Source organism: Polaribacter sp. HA6-7 (assembly GCF_055693625.1).
Genome location: NZ_CM146338.1, coordinates 967,843 through 988,322, shown reverse-complemented (window position 1 = coordinate 988,322; position 20,480 = coordinate 967,843). Strand labels below are relative to the sequence as shown.

Below are 20,480 nucleotides of genomic sequence, written 5' to 3'. Positions count from 1 at the left end.
AAACTCAAATTATCATATGAAAGAAGTAGTAATTGTATCTGTAGCGTAACACCAATTGGTAGCTTTATGGGAAGTTTATCTTCTGTACCTGCAACAAAATTAGGTGCTGTTGCAATTAAAGGCGCTTTAAATAAAATAAACTTATCGCCGAATTGGTAGAAGAAGTTTTTATGGGTAATGTTGTTTCTGCAGGCTTAGGACAAGCTCCTGCAAGACAAGCAGCCATTTACGCTGGTATACAGAATCTGTACCTTGTACAACTGTTAATAAAGTTTGTGCTTCGGTATGAAATCTATTATGTTAGCAGCTCAAACAATTGCTTTAGGAGATGCAGATGTTGTTGTTGCTGGTGGTATGGAAAACATGAGTTCTATTCCGCATTACCAACACGCGAGAAAAGGTTCTAAATTCGGGCCAATAACTATGGAAGACGGAATGCAAAAAGATGGTTTGGTAGATGCTTATGGCAAAGTAGCCATGGGAGTTTGTGCTGATGAATGTGCAACTGAATATGATTTCTCTAGAGAAGATCAAGATACATTTGCAATACAATCTTACGAGCGTTCTGCAAAAGCATGGAGCGAAGGTAAATTTTCTGATGAAATTGTGCCTGTTGAAATTCCTCAAAGACGCGGAGAACCTGTAATCTTTTCTGAAGACGAAGAATACAAGAACGTTAAAATGGAAAAAATTCCTGCTTTAAGACCTGCTTTTACAAAAGAAGGAACTGTAACTGCCGCAAATGCTTCTACTATTAATGACGGTGGAGCTGCATTGGTTTTAATGTCTGCTGAAAAAGCAAAAGAACTAAACATTACACCGCTTGCAAAAATAAAAAGTTATGCAGACGCTGCACATGAGCCAAAATGGTTTACAACTGCACCTGCAAAAGCGCTACCAAAAGCATTAGCTAAAGCAAACATTTCTATTGATGATGTGGATTATTTTGAATTAAACGAAGCTTTTTCTATTGTTGGTTTAGCTAACATGAAAATTTTAAATATTTCTGATAAAAATGTAAATGTTAACGGTGGTGCAGTTTCATTAGGACATCCGTTAGGTGTTTACGGTGCAAGAATTGTAATTGCATTAACTTCTATTTTAAAGCAAAATGATGCAAAAATTGGTGCTGCAACTATTTGTAATGGTGGTGGTGGTGCCAGTGCTATGGTAATTGAAAGATTATAATCTTAAATAAATAATAAGCAATTTATGCTATATGGCATCTGTAATTTAAGTATTGTACCCGTTAGGGCAGAAGAATCTGACAAATCTGAAATGATTAGTCAGATTCTTTTTGGTGAACATTTTCAAATTATTGAAAAGACTAAAAACTGGAGTAAAATTCGTATTAGTTTCGATAATTTTGAAGGTTACATTGATAATAAACAATACCTAGAAATTACAGAAGACTTTTATAATTCTATAGAGAATTCTACCTTAACTTTTTCGGAGAAATTTTAGATTTTGTTACATCAGAAAACAACGATTTAACAACAATTGCAATAGGTTCTCAATTACCTAAATTTAGTATTGGAAACTTAAGATTAGGTTCTTATAATTATAAATATGAGAACACTGTTTTTGATAAAAAACTATCTAAGCCAGAAATCTTAAAGATTGCTTTTACCTATCTAAATAGTCCTTATTTGTGGGGAGGAAAAACTCCGTTTGGGATAGATTGTTCGGTTTTACACAAATGGTTTATAAACTTTCCGGATATAAATTACCTAGAGATGCTAAAGAACAAGCTAAACAAGGTGAAGTATTAAGTTTTATAGAAGAAAGCGAACCTGGTGATTTAGCTTTTTTGATAATGAAGAAGGCGAAATTATTCATGTTGGAATTGTTTTAAATGACTATAACATTATTCATGCTCATGGTAAGGTTCGAATAGATACTTTAGATCATAGTGGTATTTTTAATGCTGATTTACAAAAGCATACACACAAGCTAAGAGTTATTAAAAAAATGATATAAAAAAATCCGAAACTTTAAAGTTTCGGATTTTTTTATATCAATCTTAAAATCTATTACTGACCTCTCATTTCTTTATAAATTGGTCTTAAAGCATCTGCTTCAGTAGTCATTTCTAAAGTATCGTAGATATTCAATAAAGTTTTAACAGTACCTTCAGATCTTTCAATATTATCTGCTTTTACTAAATAAGGTAATGCTTTTCTATACAATTCTTTTTGCTTTTCTTGTAATTCATCGTACTTCTTAAAGTTAGATAAATTTTCATTCATTTCATCAACAATTGCTTTTTCTCCACTTAATATTGCTACAGCTAAATTCATGTAAGCATCTCCGTAATCTGGTTTTAACTCGATTGCTTTTTCATAATATTTAATTGCTTCTTCACTTTTATTTTGATTAGCATTAACAACACCTAAATTAAAAAATAACGTTGGATTTGTTGGGTCTAACTTTACAGCTTCTTCCATTAAAGCTCCAAACTTATCCATTTTTTCTAATTTAATATATAATTGCGCTTCGTTTAGAATTAAATTAACATCTTTCGGATTTGCTTTTCTAGCTTCTTGTAAAGCTACAATAGCTTCATCAGTCTTACCTTGATTCACTAAAATATATCCAATATTTTTAACAATCTCAGCTTGCTTAGAATCAGAAACTTTTACTGTAGGGTTAGAATATTGACCTAACTTAACCATAGTATCTCTATTAGTTTTAGTTCCTAAGTTTTCTACAGCACCTGTCTTTTTGTTTGTTGCTAAGTATTGAGTTGTGATACCTGTATAACCTATTTCTTTTAACTCTCTGTAATGCTTTAAAGAAACATCATAGTCTTTTGATAATGAAGCACTAATTGCTGCATTATATAAAAAACTTGTGTCTTTAGGACTTAAAAGATATGTTAAATAGAAGTTACCTGTTGCTTGCTTATAATCTTTACTATTATATTGTTTAATAGCTAAATTAGATGCTTTTTGAATTAATTCATTTAACATTGGTTGCGCTTCTTTTGTATATCTCTGCTTACCAATTTCTTTCTCATATTTAAATAAAGCATTAAATGCATCTGCGGCACCTTTATAATCATTTTTACCAGCCAATGCTTGACCATTTAAATAGTAATATTTTGCTTTATATTTAGCTTCCATTGTTGCTTCCATAGATGCTAAAGGAGCTATAGCTGACAAAGCTGTAGTATAATCTTGTTTCTTAATTGCTTTTTCAGCTGTTTTCAATTCGCTTTTTTGCGCAAAAGAAGCCATTGATAAGAAACCTACAGTTAACGCTAATATTTGTTTTTTCATTTTACTGATATTAAATTTATAATTATTCTTGATTTTCACTTGAATCATTTTCAATTTCCGTGCCATTTTTTATTTCTTCGGCATTTTCTTCTTCGTCTACTTCTTCATCATGAGCAACTTTAGCAACTGCTGCAATGCTATCAGAATCTTTAATATTAATTAAACGAACACCTTGCGTTGCACGTCCCATAACTCTTAAATCTTCTACAGCCATTCTTATGGTTAAACCAGATTTATTAATAATCATTAAATCGTTAGAATCGTCTACGTTTTTGATTGCAACTAAATCTCCTGTTTTTTCTGAAATATTTAAAGTTTTAACACCTTTACCTCCTCTATTTGTAACTCTATAGTCATCTAATTTAGAACGCTTTCCGTATCCTTTTTCAGAAACAACTAGTATATTACTTTCCATATCGTTTACAGCAACCATACCTACTACTTCATCATTTTCATGTTGAAGTGTAATACCTCTTACACCGAAGCTGTTCTTCCCATCGGACGAGTTTTAGCTTCTTCAAAACGGATTGACTTTCCAGATTTTAAGGCTAACATAACTTGGCTATCTCCCGTAGTTAATTTAGCTTCTAATAGCTCATCACCTTCTTTAATAGTAATTGCATTAATACCATTAGTTCTTGGTCTAGAATATTGTTCTAATGAAGTTTTCTTAACCTGACCTTTTTTCGTTGCCATTATGACATAATGACTATTAATATACTCTTCGTCTTTTAAATCTTGAGTAACTAAGAACGCTTTAACCTTATCGTCTTGTTCGATATTAATAAGGTTTTGCATCGCTCTACCTTTTGTGTTTTTACCACCTTCTGGAATCTCATAAACACGCATCCAAAAGACTTTACCTTTTTGAGTAAAGAACATCATATATTGGTGGTTTGTACCTACAAATAAATGTTCTAAGAAATCTTCATTTCTTGTAGTTGCTCCTTTTTGACCTCTACCTCCTCTATTCTGAACTTTATATTCTTCTAAGTTTGTTCTTTTTAAATAACCAGCATTAGAAATTGTAACAACAACCTTTGTATTAGGTATCATGTCTTCAATTTTCATATCTCCACCAGCATATTCGATGATAGATCTACGCTCATCACCATATTTATCTTTTATTAAAAGAAGCTCGTCTTTAATTATCTGATAACGTCTTGGTTCGTTTGCAAGAATATCTTTTAAATCTGTAATAGTTAACATGATTTCATCGTACTCTGCACGTAACTTATCTTGTTCTAGACCTGTTAATTGACGTAATCGCATTTCTACAATTGCCTTGGCTTGAATCTCTGTCAATTCAAATCTTTCAATTAAACTTTCTCTAGCTTGATCTGCATTACTAGAAGCTCTAATAATTTTTATTACTTCGTCAATATTATCCGAAGCAATTATTAATCCTTCTAAAATATGTGCTCTAGCCTCTGCTTTTTTAAGTAAAAACTCTGTTCTACGTACAATTACTTCATGCCTGTGCTCTACAAAATAATGTATTAATTGCTTTAAATTTAGTTGCTCTCGGTCTTCCTTTTACCAATGCAATATTGTTTACACTAAAAGAAGTTTGAAGCTGTGTGTATTTAAATAATTTATTTAAGACGATGTTAGGAATGGCATCACGTTTTAAAACATAAACAATTCGCATACCATTTCTATCTGATTCGTCACGAATATTAGCAATACCTTCTAATTTCTTTTCGTTTACTAAATCAGCAGTTTTCTTGATCATGTCTGCTTTGTTAACCTGATAAGGAATCTCGGTAACAATAATACATTCACGTCCTTTTACTTCTTCTATAACAGCTTTAGCACGCATTACTATACGACCTCTACCTGTATGAAAAGCATCTCTTACACCATCATAACCATAAATAATACCACCTGTAGGAAAATCTGGCGCAGTAATATGCTGCATTAACTCGTCTATCTCGATATCTCTATTATCAATATAAGCTACAGTACCATTAATTACTTCTGTTAAGTTGTGTGGCGCCATATTTGTTGCCATACCTACAGCAATACCGGATGCACCGTTTACCAATAAATTAGGAATACGCGTTGGTAAAACAGTAGGTTCTTGTAAAGTATCATCAAAATTTAATTGATGATCTACAGTGTCTTTTTCAATATCAGCTAACATTTCTTCTGATATTTTTTGCATTCTAACCTCTGTATAACGCATTGCTGCCGGAGAATCTCCATCAACAGAACCAAAGTTACCTTGCCCATCTACCATCATATAACGCACACTCCAATCTTGCGCCATTCTCACCATAGAATCATATACAGATGTATCACCGTGTGGGTGATATTTACCTAATACTTCTCCAACAATTCTTGCTGATTTCTTATAAGCTCCTGTTGCTTTAATTCCTAGTTCATGCATACCATACAAAACCCTTCTATGCACTGGTTTTAAACCATCTCTTACGTCCGGTAATGCTCTTGAAACAATAACTGACATCGAGTAATCGATGTATGCAGATTTCATCTGCTCTTCAATGTTAATCGGAATTAACTTTTCTCCGTCTGCCATATATATTTTCTATTAATAATTATTCCTTTTTTTAAAACAAGGCAAGATACTATTTCTATTACTATTTACAAAGGTTTAAGACTTATGAATTCGACAGAGTTATCAACATTTATTAATAATTTATTAGTGCTTTTTACTTACTTGATTTTCAACTATTTTCTACTTTATTTTTAAAGTCAAACTGTCAGTTTTTAAGAGTTGGCATATTTTTTGTAATTTTTAAGAAAAAAAGGACTAAATTTACATCAATAGACAATAATATATGGACGATAATTTTTCACCGAAGGTAAGAGATGTAATAGCATTCAGTAAACAAGAAGCGCTAAGATTAGGGCATGAATTTATTGGAACAGAACATTTGTTATTAGGTTTAATAAGAAAAGGAGAAGGAAAAGCAATGGAAATTTTAACTGCATTTGATGTAGATACTATTTTATTGCGTAAAAAGTTAGAACAACTAAACCCAGTTGATCCTACTTTTGCAGAAACTTCTGAGAAACAAAGTTTACATTTAACGAGACAAGCAGAAAAAGCTCTAAAAACAACATTTTTAGAAGCAAAGCTATATCAAAGCGAATCTATAGATACTGCACATTTACTTTTATGTATTTTAAGAAACGAAAATGACCCAACTACTAAGTTGATTCAGAAATACCACGTTAATTACGATGAAGCGAAAGCTTTATATAAACAACTGCATGTAGATGATGAAGATCTACCTAACAATCCGATAGCAGAAACACCATCTGATGATGAATTTGCTTCTGAAAAACAAAATCCTTTTGATCAACCTCAAAAAGGAAAAAATGTTAAAAAATCAAAAACACCAGTTTTAGATAATTTTGGTAGAGATTTAACAGATTTAGCAGAAAAAGGAAAATTAGACCCTGTTGTTGGTAGACAAAAAGAAATTGAAAGAGTTTCTCAAATACTAAGTAGAAGAAAGAAAAACAACCCAATGCTTATTGGAGAACCTGGTGTTGGTAAATCTGCCATTGCAGAAGGTTTAGCTTTAAGAATTGTAGAAAGAAAAGTTTCTAGAATTTTATTTGACAAGCGTTTGGTTTCTTTAGATTTAGCAAGTTTGGTTGCGGGCACAAAATACCGTGGTCAGTTTGAAGAACGTATGAAAGCTCTAATGAACGAACTAGAAAAGAATGATGACATTATTCTTTTTATAGACGAAATTCATACAATAGTTGGCGCAGGTGGCGCTACAGGCTCGTTAGACGCTTCTAATATGTTAAAGCCAGCCTTGGCTCGTGGAGAAATACAATGTATTGGTGCTACTACTTTAGATGAGTATAGAACAAATATCGAAAAAGATGGCGCATTAGAGCGTCGTTTTCAAAAGGTAATTGTAGACCCAACATCCGTAGAAGAAACTATACAGATTTTACACAATATAAAAACGAAGTACGAAGAACATCATCATGTAAATTATACAGATGAAGCTTTAGAGGCTTGTGTAAAATTAACTAACAGATATATGACTGATAGATATTTGCCAGACAAAGCTATTGATGCTTTAGATGAAGCTGGATCTAGAATTCATATCACAAACATTGTTGTTCCGCAACAAATTTTAGAGCTAGAAACCAAGTTAGAGCTTATTAGAGAAAGGAAAACTAAAGCTGTAAACGGGCAAAAATATGAAGAGGCTGCAAAATTAAGAGATGATGAAAAGAATATAGAGGCTGCTTTAGATTCTGCTCAAAAACAATGGGAAGATGACTCTAAATTAAACAGAGAAATTGTAACCGAAGATAATGTTGCAGAAGTTGTTTCTATGATGACAGGCATACCTGTAAATAGAGTTGCAGAAGCAGAAACACATAAATTAAACGAATTACCTCAGCTTATAAAAGGCAAGGTAATTGGTCAAGATATTGCTGTATCTAAAGTTGTTAAAGCAATTCAAAGAAATAGAGTTGGATTAAAAGATCCTAACAAACCAATTGGCTCTTTTATTTTCTTAGGACAAACTGGTGTTGGTAAAACACAATTAGCAAAAGTTTTAGCAAAAGAATTATTCGATTCTGATGATTCTTTAATTAGAATTGACATGAGTGAGTACATGGAAAAATTTGCTATTTCTCGTTTAATTGGTGCACCTCCGGGATATGTTGGTTATGAAGAGGGTGGTCAATTAACAGAAAAAGTTAGAAGAAAACCTTATTCTGTTGTTCTTTTAGATGAAATTGAAAAAGCGCATCCAGATGTGTTTAACATGTTGCTTCAAATTTTAGATGACGGTTATATTACTGATAGTTTAGGAAGAAAAATTGATTTTAGAAATACAATCATCATTATGACTTCTAACATTGGTGCTAGACAATTAAAAGATTTTGGTGGCGGAGTAGGTTTTGGTACCTCTTCTAAAAAAGAACAAGCAGATGCACATGCAAAATCTGTAATTGAGGGCGCTTTAAAGAAATCTTTTGCACCAGAATTTTTAAATAGAATAGATGATGTAATTGTATTTAACGCTCTAGAAAGAGAAGATATACACTCGATTATAGATATCGAATTAGATAAACTATTACGTAGAATATCAGATTTAGGTTATACATTACAATTAAGCGAAAAAGCAAAAGATTATATTGCTGACAAAGGTTTTGATAAGAAGTATGGTGCTAGACCACTTAAAAGAGCAATTCAGAAATACATTGAAGATGCTCTAGCTGAAGAAATTGTAAATTCTAAACTAAATGAAGGAGATACAATTTCTATGGATCTTGATGAAAAAGAAAATAAATTAAATATCAAGATACAAAAAGGAAAAATAGAACCAGAACAAGAATCTGAAACAGAATCATAAATTAAAAAATCTCAAACTAACGTTTGAGATTTTTTTACATTAAACTACAAAAACACAGTTGATTTCTATATTTTTAACAGAAAAGTTAAATATCGAAAGACACTATCCTCTGATTAAATTTATATATTTGTTTCAAATAAATATTTATAATAAATGAAAAAAATTAGCATCATAATCATCGCTGTTTTTGCACTTGCTTCTTGTACTAAAGAACATTCTAAAGATTATTTAACGCTTTCTCGGAAAGTTAGAAAATAATAAAGATTCTATTTTAACAATTACAGGTCAACAAGGTCCCGTAAAAAGCATTACAATTAATAACGATGGTACTTTTAAAGATACTTTAAATATAGAAAACGCTGCAGTGTACACTCTTAGTACTAGTCCTGCAAAAAGAGCTCCTATTTATTTAAAAAACGGATTTGATATTAAGTTAAATGGAGACTCTGAAAATTTTATGTCTAGTTTTAAGTTCTCTGGACAAGGTGCTGATAATAGTAATTTTATTTTAGCTCAGATTACAGAAAGTCAAAAAATTGGAAATCCTACGTTACTATTAGAATTAAATGAAAATGATTTTAAAAACAAAATAGCTTCTATTAAATCTAATTACGATAGTATTTTAAACTCTTATAAAGACATAGATACTACATTGGTAAAAATGGTAGATAGTCAAACCAATCAAATGATTACTTATTTTAACCAAGCTTATGAAAAAAACAAAGCTATGGCTAAAGGAACTATTTCACCAAAATTTGTTGATTATGCAGATTACAAAGGCGGTAAAAAATCTTTAGACTCTTTTAAAGGGAAATTTGTTTATATAGATGTTTGGGCTACTTGGTGCGGACCTTGTATTCAACAAATTCCTTATCTAAAATCTTTAGAAAAAGAATATCACGGTAAAAATATAGAATTTATAAGTATTTCTACAGATGAATACAGAAGAAGTGGCGGATCTTGGGAAGCAGCAGAAAAGAAATGGAAACATTTTGTAAAAGCAAAACAGTTATCCGGCGTGCAACTTTGGGCAGGAAAAGACATATCTTTTCAGCAAGAATATCAGATAAACTCGATTCCCGATTTATATTAATAGATCCTCAAGGTAAAATTGTAAATTCTGATGCACCTAGACCATCAGAACCAAGATTAAAAGAATTATTTACTTCTTTAGGTATTTAAAAAATATTAAAAAATAAAAAAAGCGAAATTCAAATTTTGAATTTCGCTTTTTTTATTTTATTTGAATAGATATTTACTCTTTGTAAACACCCATGTTTGCATATTTATCCATTCTTTTTTCGACTAAATCTTCATCAGATAAATCTTTCAATTCATCAAAAGCAGCTAGTATTTGACTTTGTACAGCAGCAAAAGCCCCTTCTCTATCAGAATGTGCACCACCAATTGGCTCTTTGATAATTCCGTCTATCAATTTCATTTTCTTCATGTCGTTACCGGTAAGTTTTAAAGCTTCTGCAGCTTGTTCTTTAAACTCCCAACTTCTCCATAAGATAGAAGAACAAGATTCCGGAGAAATTACCGTATACCAAGTGTTTTCCATCATATAAACTTTATCTCCAACACCAATTCCTAAAGCCCCACCGAAGCTCCTTCACCAATAACAACTGTAATAATTGGTGTTTTAAGAATTGTCATTTCAAAAATGTTTCTAGCAATAGCTTCCCCTTGTCCGCGTTCTTCCGCTTCTAAACCAGGGTATGCACCAGGAGTATCTAAAAGTGTTACTACAGGAATACCAAATTTCTCTGCCATTCTCATTAAACGTAAAGCTTTTCTATACCCTTCTGGATTAGCCATTCCAAAATTTCTATACTGACGTGTTTTTGTGTTAAAACCTTTTTGCTGACCAATAAACATAAAAGATTGATCTCCTATTTTACCCAATCCTCCAATCATCGCTTTATCATCACCTACACTTCTATCTCCATGAAGTTCCATAAAAGTATCACCACAAATAGCCTTAATATAATCTAAAGTATAAGGTCTGTTTGGGTGTCTAGATAATTGTACTCGCTGCCAAGGCGTTAAGTTTTTGTATATATTTTTTCTAGCATCTGCTAGTTTCTTTTCAATTTTTTTACAAGTAGCAGTTACATCTACCTCACTTTCTTCACCAATAATCTGACATTTTTGCAGTTGATCTTGAAGTTCTTTTATTGGCATTTCAAATTCTAAATATTCCATTTCTAGTGATTTGATTTTAGTTATTTGTAAGAACAAACATACTATAAAATTTACTTTTTAAGGCTAAATTAAATTACTTTTTTCTTTTTCAGTTTTTGCTGAATCTTATCTTTTAATGTCTTTCTATTTTTTAAAATACCATTTAATAATACTACAAACAAGACTATAAAAGCTCCTAAATAAAAGGTGTTACTCATTTGCTCTTTATCACCAAAAATTATTAAAGCTAAAATAATTGCATAAATAGGTTCTAAATTTATTGTAAGCATTACGGTATAAGGAGAGAGATATTTCATTACTTCAACAGAAGCAATAAAAGCATAAGCAGTGCAAATACTACTTAAAATTAAAAGGTACAACCAGTCTGAAGTTTCAATTTGAAAAAAGGCAATAGAAAATCCGTTAGTTATTAATAAGTATACAGTAATAAAAGCAACGCCAAAAAATAATTGGTAGAACGAAATAACATCCGCAGTGTATTTTTTAATGTACAAACCGTTTAAAACAGCAAATAGTGCACTTAAAAAAGAGGCAATTAACGCGTAAATAATACCTAATTTATATTGACTTTCGAAATTGAATATAATATACAACCCACCTATGACTAATAATCCTAAAAAAATCTCTAAAGTATTTATTTTTCTCCTAAAAAATATAGGTTCTATTAATGATGCAAAAAATGCACCTGTACTCATGGTTACCAGTGCAACAGATACATTAGAAACCTTTATGGCTTTGAAAAAAACACCCAGTGTAAGGCAATTACAATTCCTGTAAATAAAAATTTTAAAAGCCCTTTTTTATTGACTCTAAATGATTTTTTCTTCCAAAGAAAATAAATTGCAATAAAAATTACCGCCAATAACATTCTATACCAAACCAAAGGAATTGCATCAATAGTTATTAGCGCACCTAAAATTGCGGTAAACCCCCAAATAAAGACAATGAGGTGTAGTAATAAATAGTTTTTAAATTTACTTTCTTGCATTTAAGTATAAATAAACAGCAACTGCACCAAATAGTATATTAGGAATCCATACATAAGTAATAGAATTTACTCCGGCAACAGAGCCTAATACTTCACCAACTTTCATAAAAAACACATACAAAAACATAATACCAACTCCTATTGCTAGGTTAACGCCTGTACCACCTCTTCTTTTTCTAAAAGCCAAAGCAACTGCTATGATGGTTAAAATATAGGAGGCAACAGGTAAACTAGTTCTCTTATAAAGTTCTACTAAATAGGCATTAAGGTTTTTAACACCTCTTTTTTAGAAATATCTATAAATTTCATCAATTCGTTAGATGGCATTTCTTGTGCAAAAGCAGATTTATAGATTAAATCTCTTGGTGTAAAACTAAAAACTGTATCTATCTTATTACCGAAAAAATGCTATCTCTATCTTTATAAATCAATCTTTTTTTCCAGGTACTAATTGTAAAGGTTGAATCTTTTACATTATATTTTAATCTGTTTGCAGATAATTTTGACTTTAATTTTAACCCATCATAAGTTTCTGAGTTAAAATCGTAACCTATATTATTTTCTGTATTAAAAGTTCTTATAAATATATACGTGCTATCTGTTAATTGTAAACTAAAATCTGACACATATTTTAACTCGTTAATTTGTTTTGAGTTATTGATATATTTCTTTTCGAAAGCTTTTCTTGTTTTACTACTTGTTGGCACCACATAATGATTCATAGCCAATGATAAAATAGTAATTAAAGTGGCTCCTATAAAATATGGATATAAAAAACGAGTAAAAGAAACTTTAGCATTTGTAATTGCTATAATTTCTGTGTTATTAGATAATTTTGATGTAAATAAAATTACAGCAATAAACAATGCCGAGGCATAAAAGTATTGGTATAATATATTGTAAAATTTAAGTAATAATCATTTAAAATCTCATTGAATCCTAAATCTGGATGTTCTAAAAAATTGTCTATTTTCTCAGAAACATCAATAGCTATTGCTATCGGAATTAAGATTAATAATGTAAACAAAAATGTTACTAAAAACCTTTTTAATATGTACCAATCTATTATTTTCAAAAGAATAAATAATTAATTTTTTAGATTTAAGTTCTTAATAAGAACTTGTAATTTTACAATCTATTGTCCATTTGTTTTCCCATTTTATCTTTCCACTCTCTAAAATCTCCTGCTAAAATATGTTTTCTTGCCTCTCTAGTTAACCAAACATAAAATCCTAAATTATGTATAGAAGCAATTTGTTTACCTAACATTTCTTTTGCAGCAAATAAATGACGTAAATATGCTTTAGAGTACATTGTATCTACCCAAGTAATTCCCATTTCATCTATCGGAGAAAAATCGTCTTCCCACTTTTTATTCTTAATATTTATAGAACCATAAGCAGTAAATAGCATACCATTTCTAGCATTTCTAGTAGGCATAACACAATCGAACATATCGATACCTAAAGCTATATTTTCTAAAATATTAATTGGCGTACCAACACCCATTAAATAACGTGGCTTGTCTTCTGGTAAAATTTCTGTTACAACTTCTGTCATCGCATACATTTCTTCGGCAGGTTCACCTACAGATAAACCACCAATTGCATTTGCTTGCTGACCTGCATTTGCAATATACTCTGCAGATTGTTTTCTTAAATCTTTATACGTACTACCTTGTACAATTGGCATAAAAGTTTGTTCGAAACCATATTTAAACGGTAACTTTTCTAGGTGATTTATACATCTGTTTAACCACCTATGCGTCATGTGCATAGATCTTTTTGCATAATTGTAATCGCAAGGATACGGTGTACACTCATCAAAAGCCATTATAATATCTGCGCCAATTGTGCGCTGTGTTTCCATAACGTTTTCTCGGTGTAAAATGATGCATAGAACCATCTATATGACTCTTAAACTTCACACCTTCTTCGTTAATTTTTCTTCTACCGGACAAAGAATATACTTGGTAACCACCGGAATCTGTTAAGATATTTCTATCCCAGTTCATAAATTTGTGTAAACCACCTGCTTTTTCTAAAATGTCTAAACCAGGTCTTAAATATAAATGGTATGTGTTACCTAATATAATATCAGGATTAATTTCGTTTTTTAATTCTGTTTGGTGAACTCCTTTTACGGTTCCAACAGTTCCCACTGGCATAAAAATAGGAGTTTCTATTTCTCCGTGATCAGTAGTTATTACTCCTGCTCTTGCCTTGCTTTTTGGGTCGGTAATTTTTAAGTCAAATTTCATTATCGGCAAAGATACTATTATTTAAGAATTGTAAGTTTCTTAATTATAATTTATATTCTAATTTGCTATTAGTTCGCAAAAATATGCGTTAAGGATTGAAGTGGAAATCCTTTTTTGAGGCACGAAAAAAGATTGTAGTGTAAAGCCTGACTTTGGTTCTAAATGCTTTTAGAACAAAGTAACGCCCAAAAAATTATCTCCTTTTTCTTTTAGATGAAAAACTGGTATTGTTTCTTTTATTTTTTGGTGATGATTTTCTAAATGATGCACTTTTTTTATTAAAATTATTTTTAGTTGGTGCTTCTTTCTTTTTTGCTTTTTTAGCTTTTGGTGCTTCTTTTACAATAGATGCTTCTTCTGTTTTAGAAGATGTTGCAATCATTTTATTTATTTGTTGCATTTCTTCTTGGGTAAGTTCTCGCCAATCTCCTGTTTGTAAAAAACCCAATTCTACATTCATAATTCGGGTTCTTTTTAACTTGGTTACTTCGTAATCTAAATACTCGCACATTCTACGAATTTGCCTATTTAGACCTTGTGTAAGTATTATTTTAAAGACTTTTTCGCTTACTTTTTCTACTTTACATTTTTTTGTAACTGTACCTAAAATTGGTATTCCGTTACCCATTTTATTTATAAATTCTGATGTAATCGATTTATTTACGGTTACAAAATATTCTTTTTCGTGATTGTTACCTGCTCGTAAAATTTTATTTACGATATCACCATCATTTGTTAAAAAAATTAATCCTTCGGATGGTTTATCTAAACGACCAATAGGAAATAATCTTTCTCGGATGATTTATATGTTTTACAATATTTGCTTTTTCTCTACCATCTGTTGTAGAAACAATACCTACAGGTTTATTTAAAGCAATATAAAGTGTGGTTTTTTTAGGTTTAACTAATCTACCATCTAACTTTACAACATCTTTTTTACCAACTCTGTTACCCAATTGGGTTGGTTTACCATTAATTGTAACTCTGCCTTCATTAATAAATCTTTCTGCTTCTCGTCTAGAACAAATACCAGATGAGCTTATATATTTATTAAGATTTATAGTTTGTTGCTTGTTAGTTTCCAATGAATATTTTTTTGCAAAAGTAAAGATAAGATTACAATTCTATTGTTCTAAAGGTTAAATTAATTCGAGGTGTTTTTACTTTTTTTGTTGGTGGCAATCTATGTAACCAATTTGTTTGTGTACCTGATTTCATTACTAATAAGCTTCCGTTTTCTAAAACAATGTCTATTCTTTGTTTATTTTCTTTATGTTTAAAAGAAAATTTTCTTGCTGCTCCTAAAGATAAAGATGCAATTGCTCCGTTTTTTTTGAGCATTTTTTCTCCGTCGGAATGATACGCCATACCTTCTTCTCCTGAATGATATAAATTTAATAAACAAGAATTGTAGCTTTCTTTTGTTTCGTTTTCTACAATTGCTTTAAGTTCTAGTAACTCTTTTGTAAAAATGTTTGCTGTTTTTGTTACTCCGAATATTTATATGAAAATTCTAATTCGCCATACCATGCAACTTTTCTTTTGGTTATTATTTTTTTACCAAAAATAATAGCTTCATCATTTTTCCAGTTAATAGAATTCATCAACTTATTGTAATAAAAATTGCAATCGTTTAGATTTAAAATTACCCCATGATAGTTTGTAATACCATCAAAAGGTAAAATATTTTTTATTTTTTCTGAAGAAAACAAATCCATAGTGTAAAAATACAATTTATATTATGTCTTAGTTTTGATGTACAAAAAAAGTCTAACTTTTTACAGCTAGACTTTTTGAATTATTAGTATATTAAAGTTTTAACGAATTGCTTCTGGATTTAAAATAATAAATTCTGTTCTTCTATTTAATTGATGAGCCGCCTCTGAACACTCTACATTGTTGGCACATTTATTTACTAATTGAGTTTCTCCGTAACCATTTGCTTCTATTCTTGTTGCTTTTATACCACGACCAATTAACCACTCTAAAGTAGACTTTGCTCTTCTTTTTGATAATGATAAATTGTAAGCATCTGGTGCTCTACTATCTGTATGAGAAGCTAATTTAATTTTTAACTCTGGATACTTTCTCATAATTCTTACCACTTTCTCTATTTCTATTGCTGCGTCTCGGTCTAATAAAAGATTTATCTAAATCAAAATAAATAGGATTTATGTCTACCATTAACAATCCTCTTACTCTAACAAATTCACTTTCTATTAAATTTAAACCTAGAGTTAAATTTAAATCTTCATCTAAATTTGTTGTAAATTCTTCTGAGTCTTCTGTGTAATCAAATTTACTACCTACTACTTTATACGATTCTTTACAGTCTACGTTAAATTTAAATCTTGCATTGCTATCTGCGATTACAGAATCTATAATTTTTCCTTTAGAATTATACAAATCTACTTTTGCTCCTGGTAATAAAGCCTCTGTTACACGTTCTTTAACGACACCGTTTACTACTTGATCACATTCTACTCTTACGGGTGCTATTTCTTTAAAATAATAAATATCATCATCACCTGCTCCTCTTTTTCTATTAGACGAAAAGTGACCTTCTCTTTTTCCGTTTCTAAAAACAAGACTAAAATCGTCGTAACTAGAATTTATAGGATATCCTAAATTAGTAGCTCTCATTTTATTGGTAGAATCAGATAGTTTTACAGCATAAATATCTAATCCTCCTTTACCTTCTCTATAACCGTTTGATGAAAAGTACAAGACGTCGTTTTTATCTATATAAGGAAACATTTCTTTACCGACAGTATTTACTCTAGCACCTAAGTTAACTGGTTGTCCATAAGTACCATCTTTATAAATATCTACAACAAAAATATCTGTGCTACCAATAGATCCTGGCATATCTGAAGTAAAATATAATTTGGTTTCATCTTTATTTAAAACAGGGTGTCCAGTTTGGTAATTATCATCATTAAAAGGCATTGATACTATATTTGTCCATTCACCATTTTCACCAACTGTTGCTTTATACATTTGTATCAAGTTCATTCCTTCAGAATCATTTCTAAGTTTTTTCTTGATATAATTATTTCTTGAAAAATAAACTGTTTTTAAATCTTTTGTAAACGCCACATTAGACTCATGATATTTTGTACTTATTTTTTTTGAAAATCGTTTTACATTTTCAATTTCACCATTTTCTAAAACAGTTCCTTTGTATAATTCTAAATAGGGCTGTCTATTATTTGCCCACAAACCTGTTTTTACAGATTTAGGACTTCTACTAGATGCAAATACAGCTTCTTTATCACCATAATATGCAACACCAAAATCAGAATATTTAGTGTTAACATCTAGTCTTTTAATTGTATAGTTAAATTGTTGTGCATTAGTTACACCAACAAATAAAGCTAAAAGTATAAAGGTAATTTTTTTCATATTTATTTTTTTAAAAGAATCTAGGACTCTTAATGTTTCTTCTATTAAAATTAAATAACAACATTATTTCATGACTACCGTAATTAAAGTTACCAAAACGGGTAATTGTATGATCGTATGCATAACCAATTCTAAAATCTTGATTAACATTAAAACCTAAAATACCACTTATAGAATCATCTAATCTATGAGACAAACCAATTTCAAATTTATTATCTACTAGCAAGTTTGCAGATATATCTACAGATAATGGTGCACCTGCAACACCCTTTAACATTACTGATGGTTTAAGTTTTAAATTATTTGAAATATCAAACACATAACTGTAAGTTAAAAAGTAATGCATTTTCTCTGATGCAGTACTTACAATTCCATTTCCTTTTTCTAAATGAATTGTTTCTAAGAAATTTGGTACAGAAAGACCTACATAAAACTTATCTGAATAATAATATAAACCTGCTCCGAAATTTGGAGAAGCTTGGTTTACAGGAGTATTTAATGGATCTGCGGGTTCACCCAATCTTAATTCTCTAACATTTAAAAAAGTGGCTCCACCTTTTATACCAAAAGCAAGTCTACCTTCTTCGGATGTTCTAATTGTAAAAGAAACATCAAAATAGATATTATCTTCTTTCACAGGACCTATTTCATCATGAATAATAGACAATCCTAACCCTAGATTGTTTCCTAATGGAGTATCTGCAGAAACTGTAAATGTTTGCGGAGAACCTTCTACACCAACCCATTGTGATCTACCTAAAATTCCTATACTACCTACTCCTTTAGAACCGGCGTACGCAGGATTTAAAATATTCATGTTGTACATGTATTGCGTATACTGCGGATCTTGTTGACCATAAATAGTACTAATTGTAGTAAGCAATATTATACTAAAAAGTAATTTTATTTTTTTCATAAACCTAGTTTAAAATATGATTTATAAGAGAGAAAAGAGTTTTTAGAATCTTTTCTCTCTATATTTTCTGTTTTTACAATTTTTATTTTCTTAAATATAACCAACCTGTTTGAGGTTTTCTATCATCATTATTAAAGTAAATAGTATAGTAGTATGTACCTGCAGGTAAACTATCAGAACTTAAATTCCAACGTCCTGTAGAGAAACCATTCCACCATTTTGGTGATGTACTTGGGTTACCATCGTGTTTATATGTATAAACCACATTACCATATCTATTTACTATTTCCATTCCAAACTTAGGATACAACACTTCTAAATGTTTTATCTCGAACACATCATTTTTACCATCTCCGTCTGGTGTAAACCCTTCCGGTATTGCTAATAATACTTCGGCTCTGTTGCTCTTTGTGCCATATCATCTTCGTAAAGATCTCCGTTGTTTGGTGTAGAGTCAATATCTAACTCGTTAACTGCAGTTACTTCTGCAATGTTTAACCAATCACCAAACGCCTCTACAGTTGCAGTTACAGTTAATGTTTGAGTTTCATCTTTTAAGACCGTACCAACTGTCCAAAGACCAGTTAATTCATTATAAGAACCTGCTGTGGTAGTTGCACTTACAAATGTATAACCGTGATGGTAATAAGTCTAGAACTTCTACACCGTTTGCAGTACTTAAACCATTGTTAGTTAAATTCACTGTAAAGTCTACATTAGAACCTGCAACTGGTTTATTTTCGCTAACATCTTTAGTTAACTCTAGATCTACAGTTTGTACTGGTGTTAAAGTTATACATGATGTATCGTTAGTTGCGTTTACATCTGGCTGATGAACACTATTTACAGTTGCACAATTTGTGTAACTTGCTGTAGTACCTTCTGCCTCTACGATAACATCTATTAATAATATTTCGATATCATTTGCGGCAATTTTACCAACATTCCAGATTCCTGTGTTCTCATCATAAGCGCCAACGGTAGAACTGTAATTAACAAATGTGTATGATAATGGTAATAAGTTATCAATTACCGTAACATCTGTACCATTGATAGGTCCGTTATTAGTTAACTGAATTTCGAAAGTTATTACTTCTCCTACTTTAGGAGATGTATTACCATTAACAACAGTTTTAACTATTGATAAGTCTAATTCTGTTACTGGTGTTACAGATGCACAATCATAATCATCTTCTGCTTCAACTCCGTTTGCAGGTGTAGAATCTTTGTCATCTTCATTAGCTGCTATAATTTCTGCACAATTTTCGTAAACTCCGCTTTCTAAAACTGTAACATCTACTAATAAAACTGCTGTATTACCAACCTCTACTTTACCAATATTCCATAAACCTGTAGTTGGATTATAGGTACCAATTGTAGAACTATAGTTTTCATATTTATATCCGAAGGAACTAATTCTGATACTTGAACTCCTGTAGCATCTGTTGGTCCATCATTATAAACTCTAATTTCGAAAGTTAATTTATCGCCAACCAATGGAGTTGTAATGTTATTTACAATTGTTTTAGTTAACCTTAAATCTATTACTCCGACAGGTACAATACTTACAGCACCAATATTATTTGTAGTATCTGGATCTTCTTGATCTGATACTACAGAACTTGTTGTGTTTGTTATTGTTTTACCAATAGTACCTTCATTAACAGTCGCTTCAATAGTTAAATTTGCAGAAGCACCGAAGCTAAATCACCAATAGACCATTCTCCAGATCCGTTGTTAAAAGTACCATTAGTTATAGATGAACTTACAAAAGTTACACCTACAGGTAAATTATCAACCGGACTTACATTTGTTGCTGTATCTGGACCATTATTAATAACTTCAATTACATAAGAAATAGTGTTACCAACATTTGGTGTAGCATCGTCTACAATTTTAGTAACTGCTAAATCTGCACTAGTTACATAAATAGACTCCTCTAAATCGTCTCCAACTGTAGTTAAGTCAACTTCATTTCCGAAGTTGCAGTTACTACATTATTAATATTATTTCCAGCTTCACCTTTGTTAACCGAAGCTTTAATAGTAATTGTTGCAGA

The 20,480-nt window shown here is 30.8% G+C and carries 11 protein-coding genes and 11 pseudogenes; 4 read left to right on the top strand and 18 right to left on the bottom strand.

Annotated features, from left to right (window positions below):
• Positions 1 to 16: 16 nt before the first annotated feature.
• Together ACZ1HD_RS05475 and ACZ1HD_RS05470 are read left to right on the top strand one after the other, a co-directional pair.
• Positions 17 to 1,188, top strand: a pseudogene (locus tag ACZ1HD_RS05475) (acetyl-CoA C-acyltransferase).
• Between the two features lie 24 nt (positions 1,189 to 1,212).
• Positions 1,213 to 1,980, top strand: a pseudogene (locus ACZ1HD_RS05470) (C40 family peptidase).
• A 53-nt stretch (positions 1,981 to 2,033) separates the two neighbouring features.
• Here the strand turns inward: ACZ1HD_RS05470 and ACZ1HD_RS05465 are convergent.
• The gene (locus ACZ1HD_RS05465) at positions 2,034 to 3,281 is read right to left on the bottom strand and encodes a tetratricopeptide repeat protein (protein ID WP_472688843.1); all 1,248 of its coding nucleotides are present in this window, start codon (positions 3,279 to 3,281) and stop codon (positions 2,034 to 2,036) included.
• 22 nt (positions 3,282 to 3,303) lie between these two features.
• A pseudogene (gyrA, locus tag ACZ1HD_RS05460) lies at positions 3,304 to 5,823 on the bottom strand (DNA gyrase subunit A).
• A 262-nt stretch (positions 5,824 to 6,085) separates the two neighbouring features.
• Between gyrA and ACZ1HD_RS05455 the strand changes: the two are divergent.
• Positions 6,086 to 8,644 carry an ATP-dependent Clp protease ATP-binding subunit gene (locus tag ACZ1HD_RS05455; protein ID WP_079738458.1) on the top strand — a complete coding sequence of 853 codons (2,559 nt, stop codon included), beginning with the start codon at positions 6,086 to 6,088 and terminating at the stop codon, positions 8,642 to 8,644.
• 364 nt (positions 8,645 to 9,008) lie between these two features.
• Positions 9,009 to 9,737 (top strand): TlpA family protein disulfide reductase, encoded by a 729-nt coding sequence (locus tag ACZ1HD_RS05450; RefSeq protein WP_472688842.1) that lies wholly within the window; start codon positions 9,009 to 9,011, stop codon positions 9,735 to 9,737.
• A 162-nt stretch (positions 9,738 to 9,899) separates the two neighbouring features.
• On the opposite strand, the pseudogene ACZ1HD_RS05445 reads toward ACZ1HD_RS05450, so the two are convergent.
• From ACZ1HD_RS05445 to ACZ1HD_RS05370, 16 genes and pseudogenes are all read right to left on the bottom strand, one after another.
• A pseudogene (locus tag ACZ1HD_RS05445) lies at positions 9,900 to 10,852 on the bottom strand (acetyl-CoA carboxylase carboxyltransferase subunit alpha).
• A 68-nt stretch (positions 10,853 to 10,920) separates the two neighbouring features.
• Positions 10,921 to 11,840, bottom strand: a pseudogene (locus ACZ1HD_RS05440) (DMT family transporter).
• Positions 11,827 to 12,051, bottom strand: a complete 225-nt coding sequence (locus ACZ1HD_RS05435) for an LptF/LptG family permease (protein WP_472689293.1) — start codon at positions 12,049 to 12,051, stop codon at positions 11,827 to 11,829. Before ACZ1HD_RS05435 ends, ACZ1HD_RS05440 begins: the two are co-directional and overlap by 14 nt.
• A gap of 175 nt (positions 12,052 to 12,226) precedes the next feature.
• Positions 12,227 to 12,867, bottom strand: a pseudogene (locus ACZ1HD_RS05430) (LptF/LptG family permease).
• 101 nt (positions 12,868 to 12,968) lie between these two features.
• Positions 12,969 to 14,100 (bottom strand): annotated as a pseudogene (gene tgt, locus ACZ1HD_RS05425) (tRNA guanosine(34) transglycosylase Tgt).
• A gap of 193 nt (positions 14,101 to 14,293) precedes the next feature.
• A pseudogene (gene rluF, locus ACZ1HD_RS05420) lies at positions 14,294 to 15,185 on the bottom strand (23S rRNA pseudouridine(2604) synthase RluF).
• Between the two features lie 31 nt (positions 15,186 to 15,216).
• A pseudogene (locus tag ACZ1HD_RS05415) lies at positions 15,217 to 15,818 on the bottom strand (alpha-ketoglutarate-dependent dioxygenase AlkB family protein).
• 99 nt (positions 15,819 to 15,917) lie between these two features.
• Positions 15,918 to 16,193, bottom strand: a complete 276-nt coding sequence (locus tag ACZ1HD_RS05410; RefSeq protein ID WP_472688841.1) for an OmpA family protein — start codon at positions 16,191 to 16,193, stop codon at positions 15,918 to 15,920.
• A complete protein-coding gene (locus ACZ1HD_RS05405; RefSeq protein ID WP_472688840.1) occupies positions 16,165 to 17,505 on the bottom strand; it encodes a TolB-like translocation protein in 1,341 nt (446 codons plus the stop codon). The genes ACZ1HD_RS05410 and ACZ1HD_RS05405 overlap by 29 nt, the downstream gene beginning before the upstream one ends.
• A gap of 10 nt (positions 17,506 to 17,515) precedes the next feature.
• The gene (locus tag ACZ1HD_RS05400; protein ID WP_472688839.1) at positions 17,516 to 18,421 is read right to left on the bottom strand and encodes a PorP/SprF family type IX secretion system membrane protein; all 906 of its coding nucleotides are present in this window, start codon (positions 18,419 to 18,421) and stop codon (positions 17,516 to 17,518) included.
• A gap of 82 nt (positions 18,422 to 18,503) precedes the next feature.
• Positions 18,504 to 18,800 carry a gliding motility-associated C-terminal domain-containing protein gene (locus ACZ1HD_RS05395; RefSeq protein WP_472689292.1) on the bottom strand — a complete coding sequence of 99 codons (297 nt, stop codon included), beginning with the start codon at positions 18,798 to 18,800 and terminating at the stop codon, positions 18,504 to 18,506.
• 2 nt (positions 18,801 to 18,802) lie between these two features.
• A pseudogene (locus ACZ1HD_RS05390) lies at positions 18,803 to 19,000 on the bottom strand (hypothetical protein); the annotation flags it as partial.
• A 13-nt stretch (positions 19,001 to 19,013) separates the two neighbouring features.
• Entirely contained in the window at positions 19,014 to 19,124 is a 111-nt protein-coding gene (locus ACZ1HD_RS05385; RefSeq protein ID WP_472689291.1) for a hypothetical protein, read from the bottom strand.
• A pseudogene (locus ACZ1HD_RS05380) lies at positions 19,122 to 19,918 on the bottom strand (DUF11 domain-containing protein); the annotation flags it as partial. The gene ACZ1HD_RS05385 and the pseudogene ACZ1HD_RS05380, both read right to left, overlap by 3 nt.
• Before the next feature lie 182 nt (positions 19,919 to 20,100).
• A complete protein-coding gene (locus ACZ1HD_RS05375; RefSeq protein ID WP_472689290.1) occupies positions 20,101 to 20,280 on the bottom strand; it encodes a DUF11 domain-containing protein in 180 nt (59 codons plus the stop codon).
• A 101-nt stretch (positions 20,281 to 20,381) separates the two neighbouring features.
• Positions 20,382 to 20,465 (bottom strand): hypothetical protein, encoded by an 84-nt coding sequence (locus ACZ1HD_RS05370; RefSeq protein ID WP_472689289.1) that lies wholly within the window; start codon positions 20,463 to 20,465, stop codon positions 20,382 to 20,384.
• Between the last annotated feature and the right edge of the window lie 15 nt (positions 20,466 to 20,480).

Coding starts and splice junctions, on each gene's coding strand:
- ACZ1HD_RS05465 (WP_472688843.1), bottom strand. CDS start 3,281: ATGAAAAAACAAATATTAGCGTTAACTGTAGGTTTCTTATCAATGGCT.
- ACZ1HD_RS05455 (WP_079738458.1), top strand. CDS start 6,086: ATGGACGATAATTTTTCACCGAAGGTAAGAGATGTAATAGCATTCAGT.
- ACZ1HD_RS05410 (WP_472688841.1), bottom strand. CDS start 16,193: ATGAGAAAGTATCCAGAGTTAAAAATTAAATTAGCTTCTCATACAGAT.
- ACZ1HD_RS05405 (WP_472688840.1), bottom strand. CDS start 17,505: ATGAAAAAAATTACCTTTATACTTTTAGCTTTATTTGTTGGTGTAACT.
- ACZ1HD_RS05400 (WP_472688839.1), bottom strand. CDS start 18,421: ATGAAAAAAATAAAATTACTTTTTAGTATAATATTGCTTACTACAATT.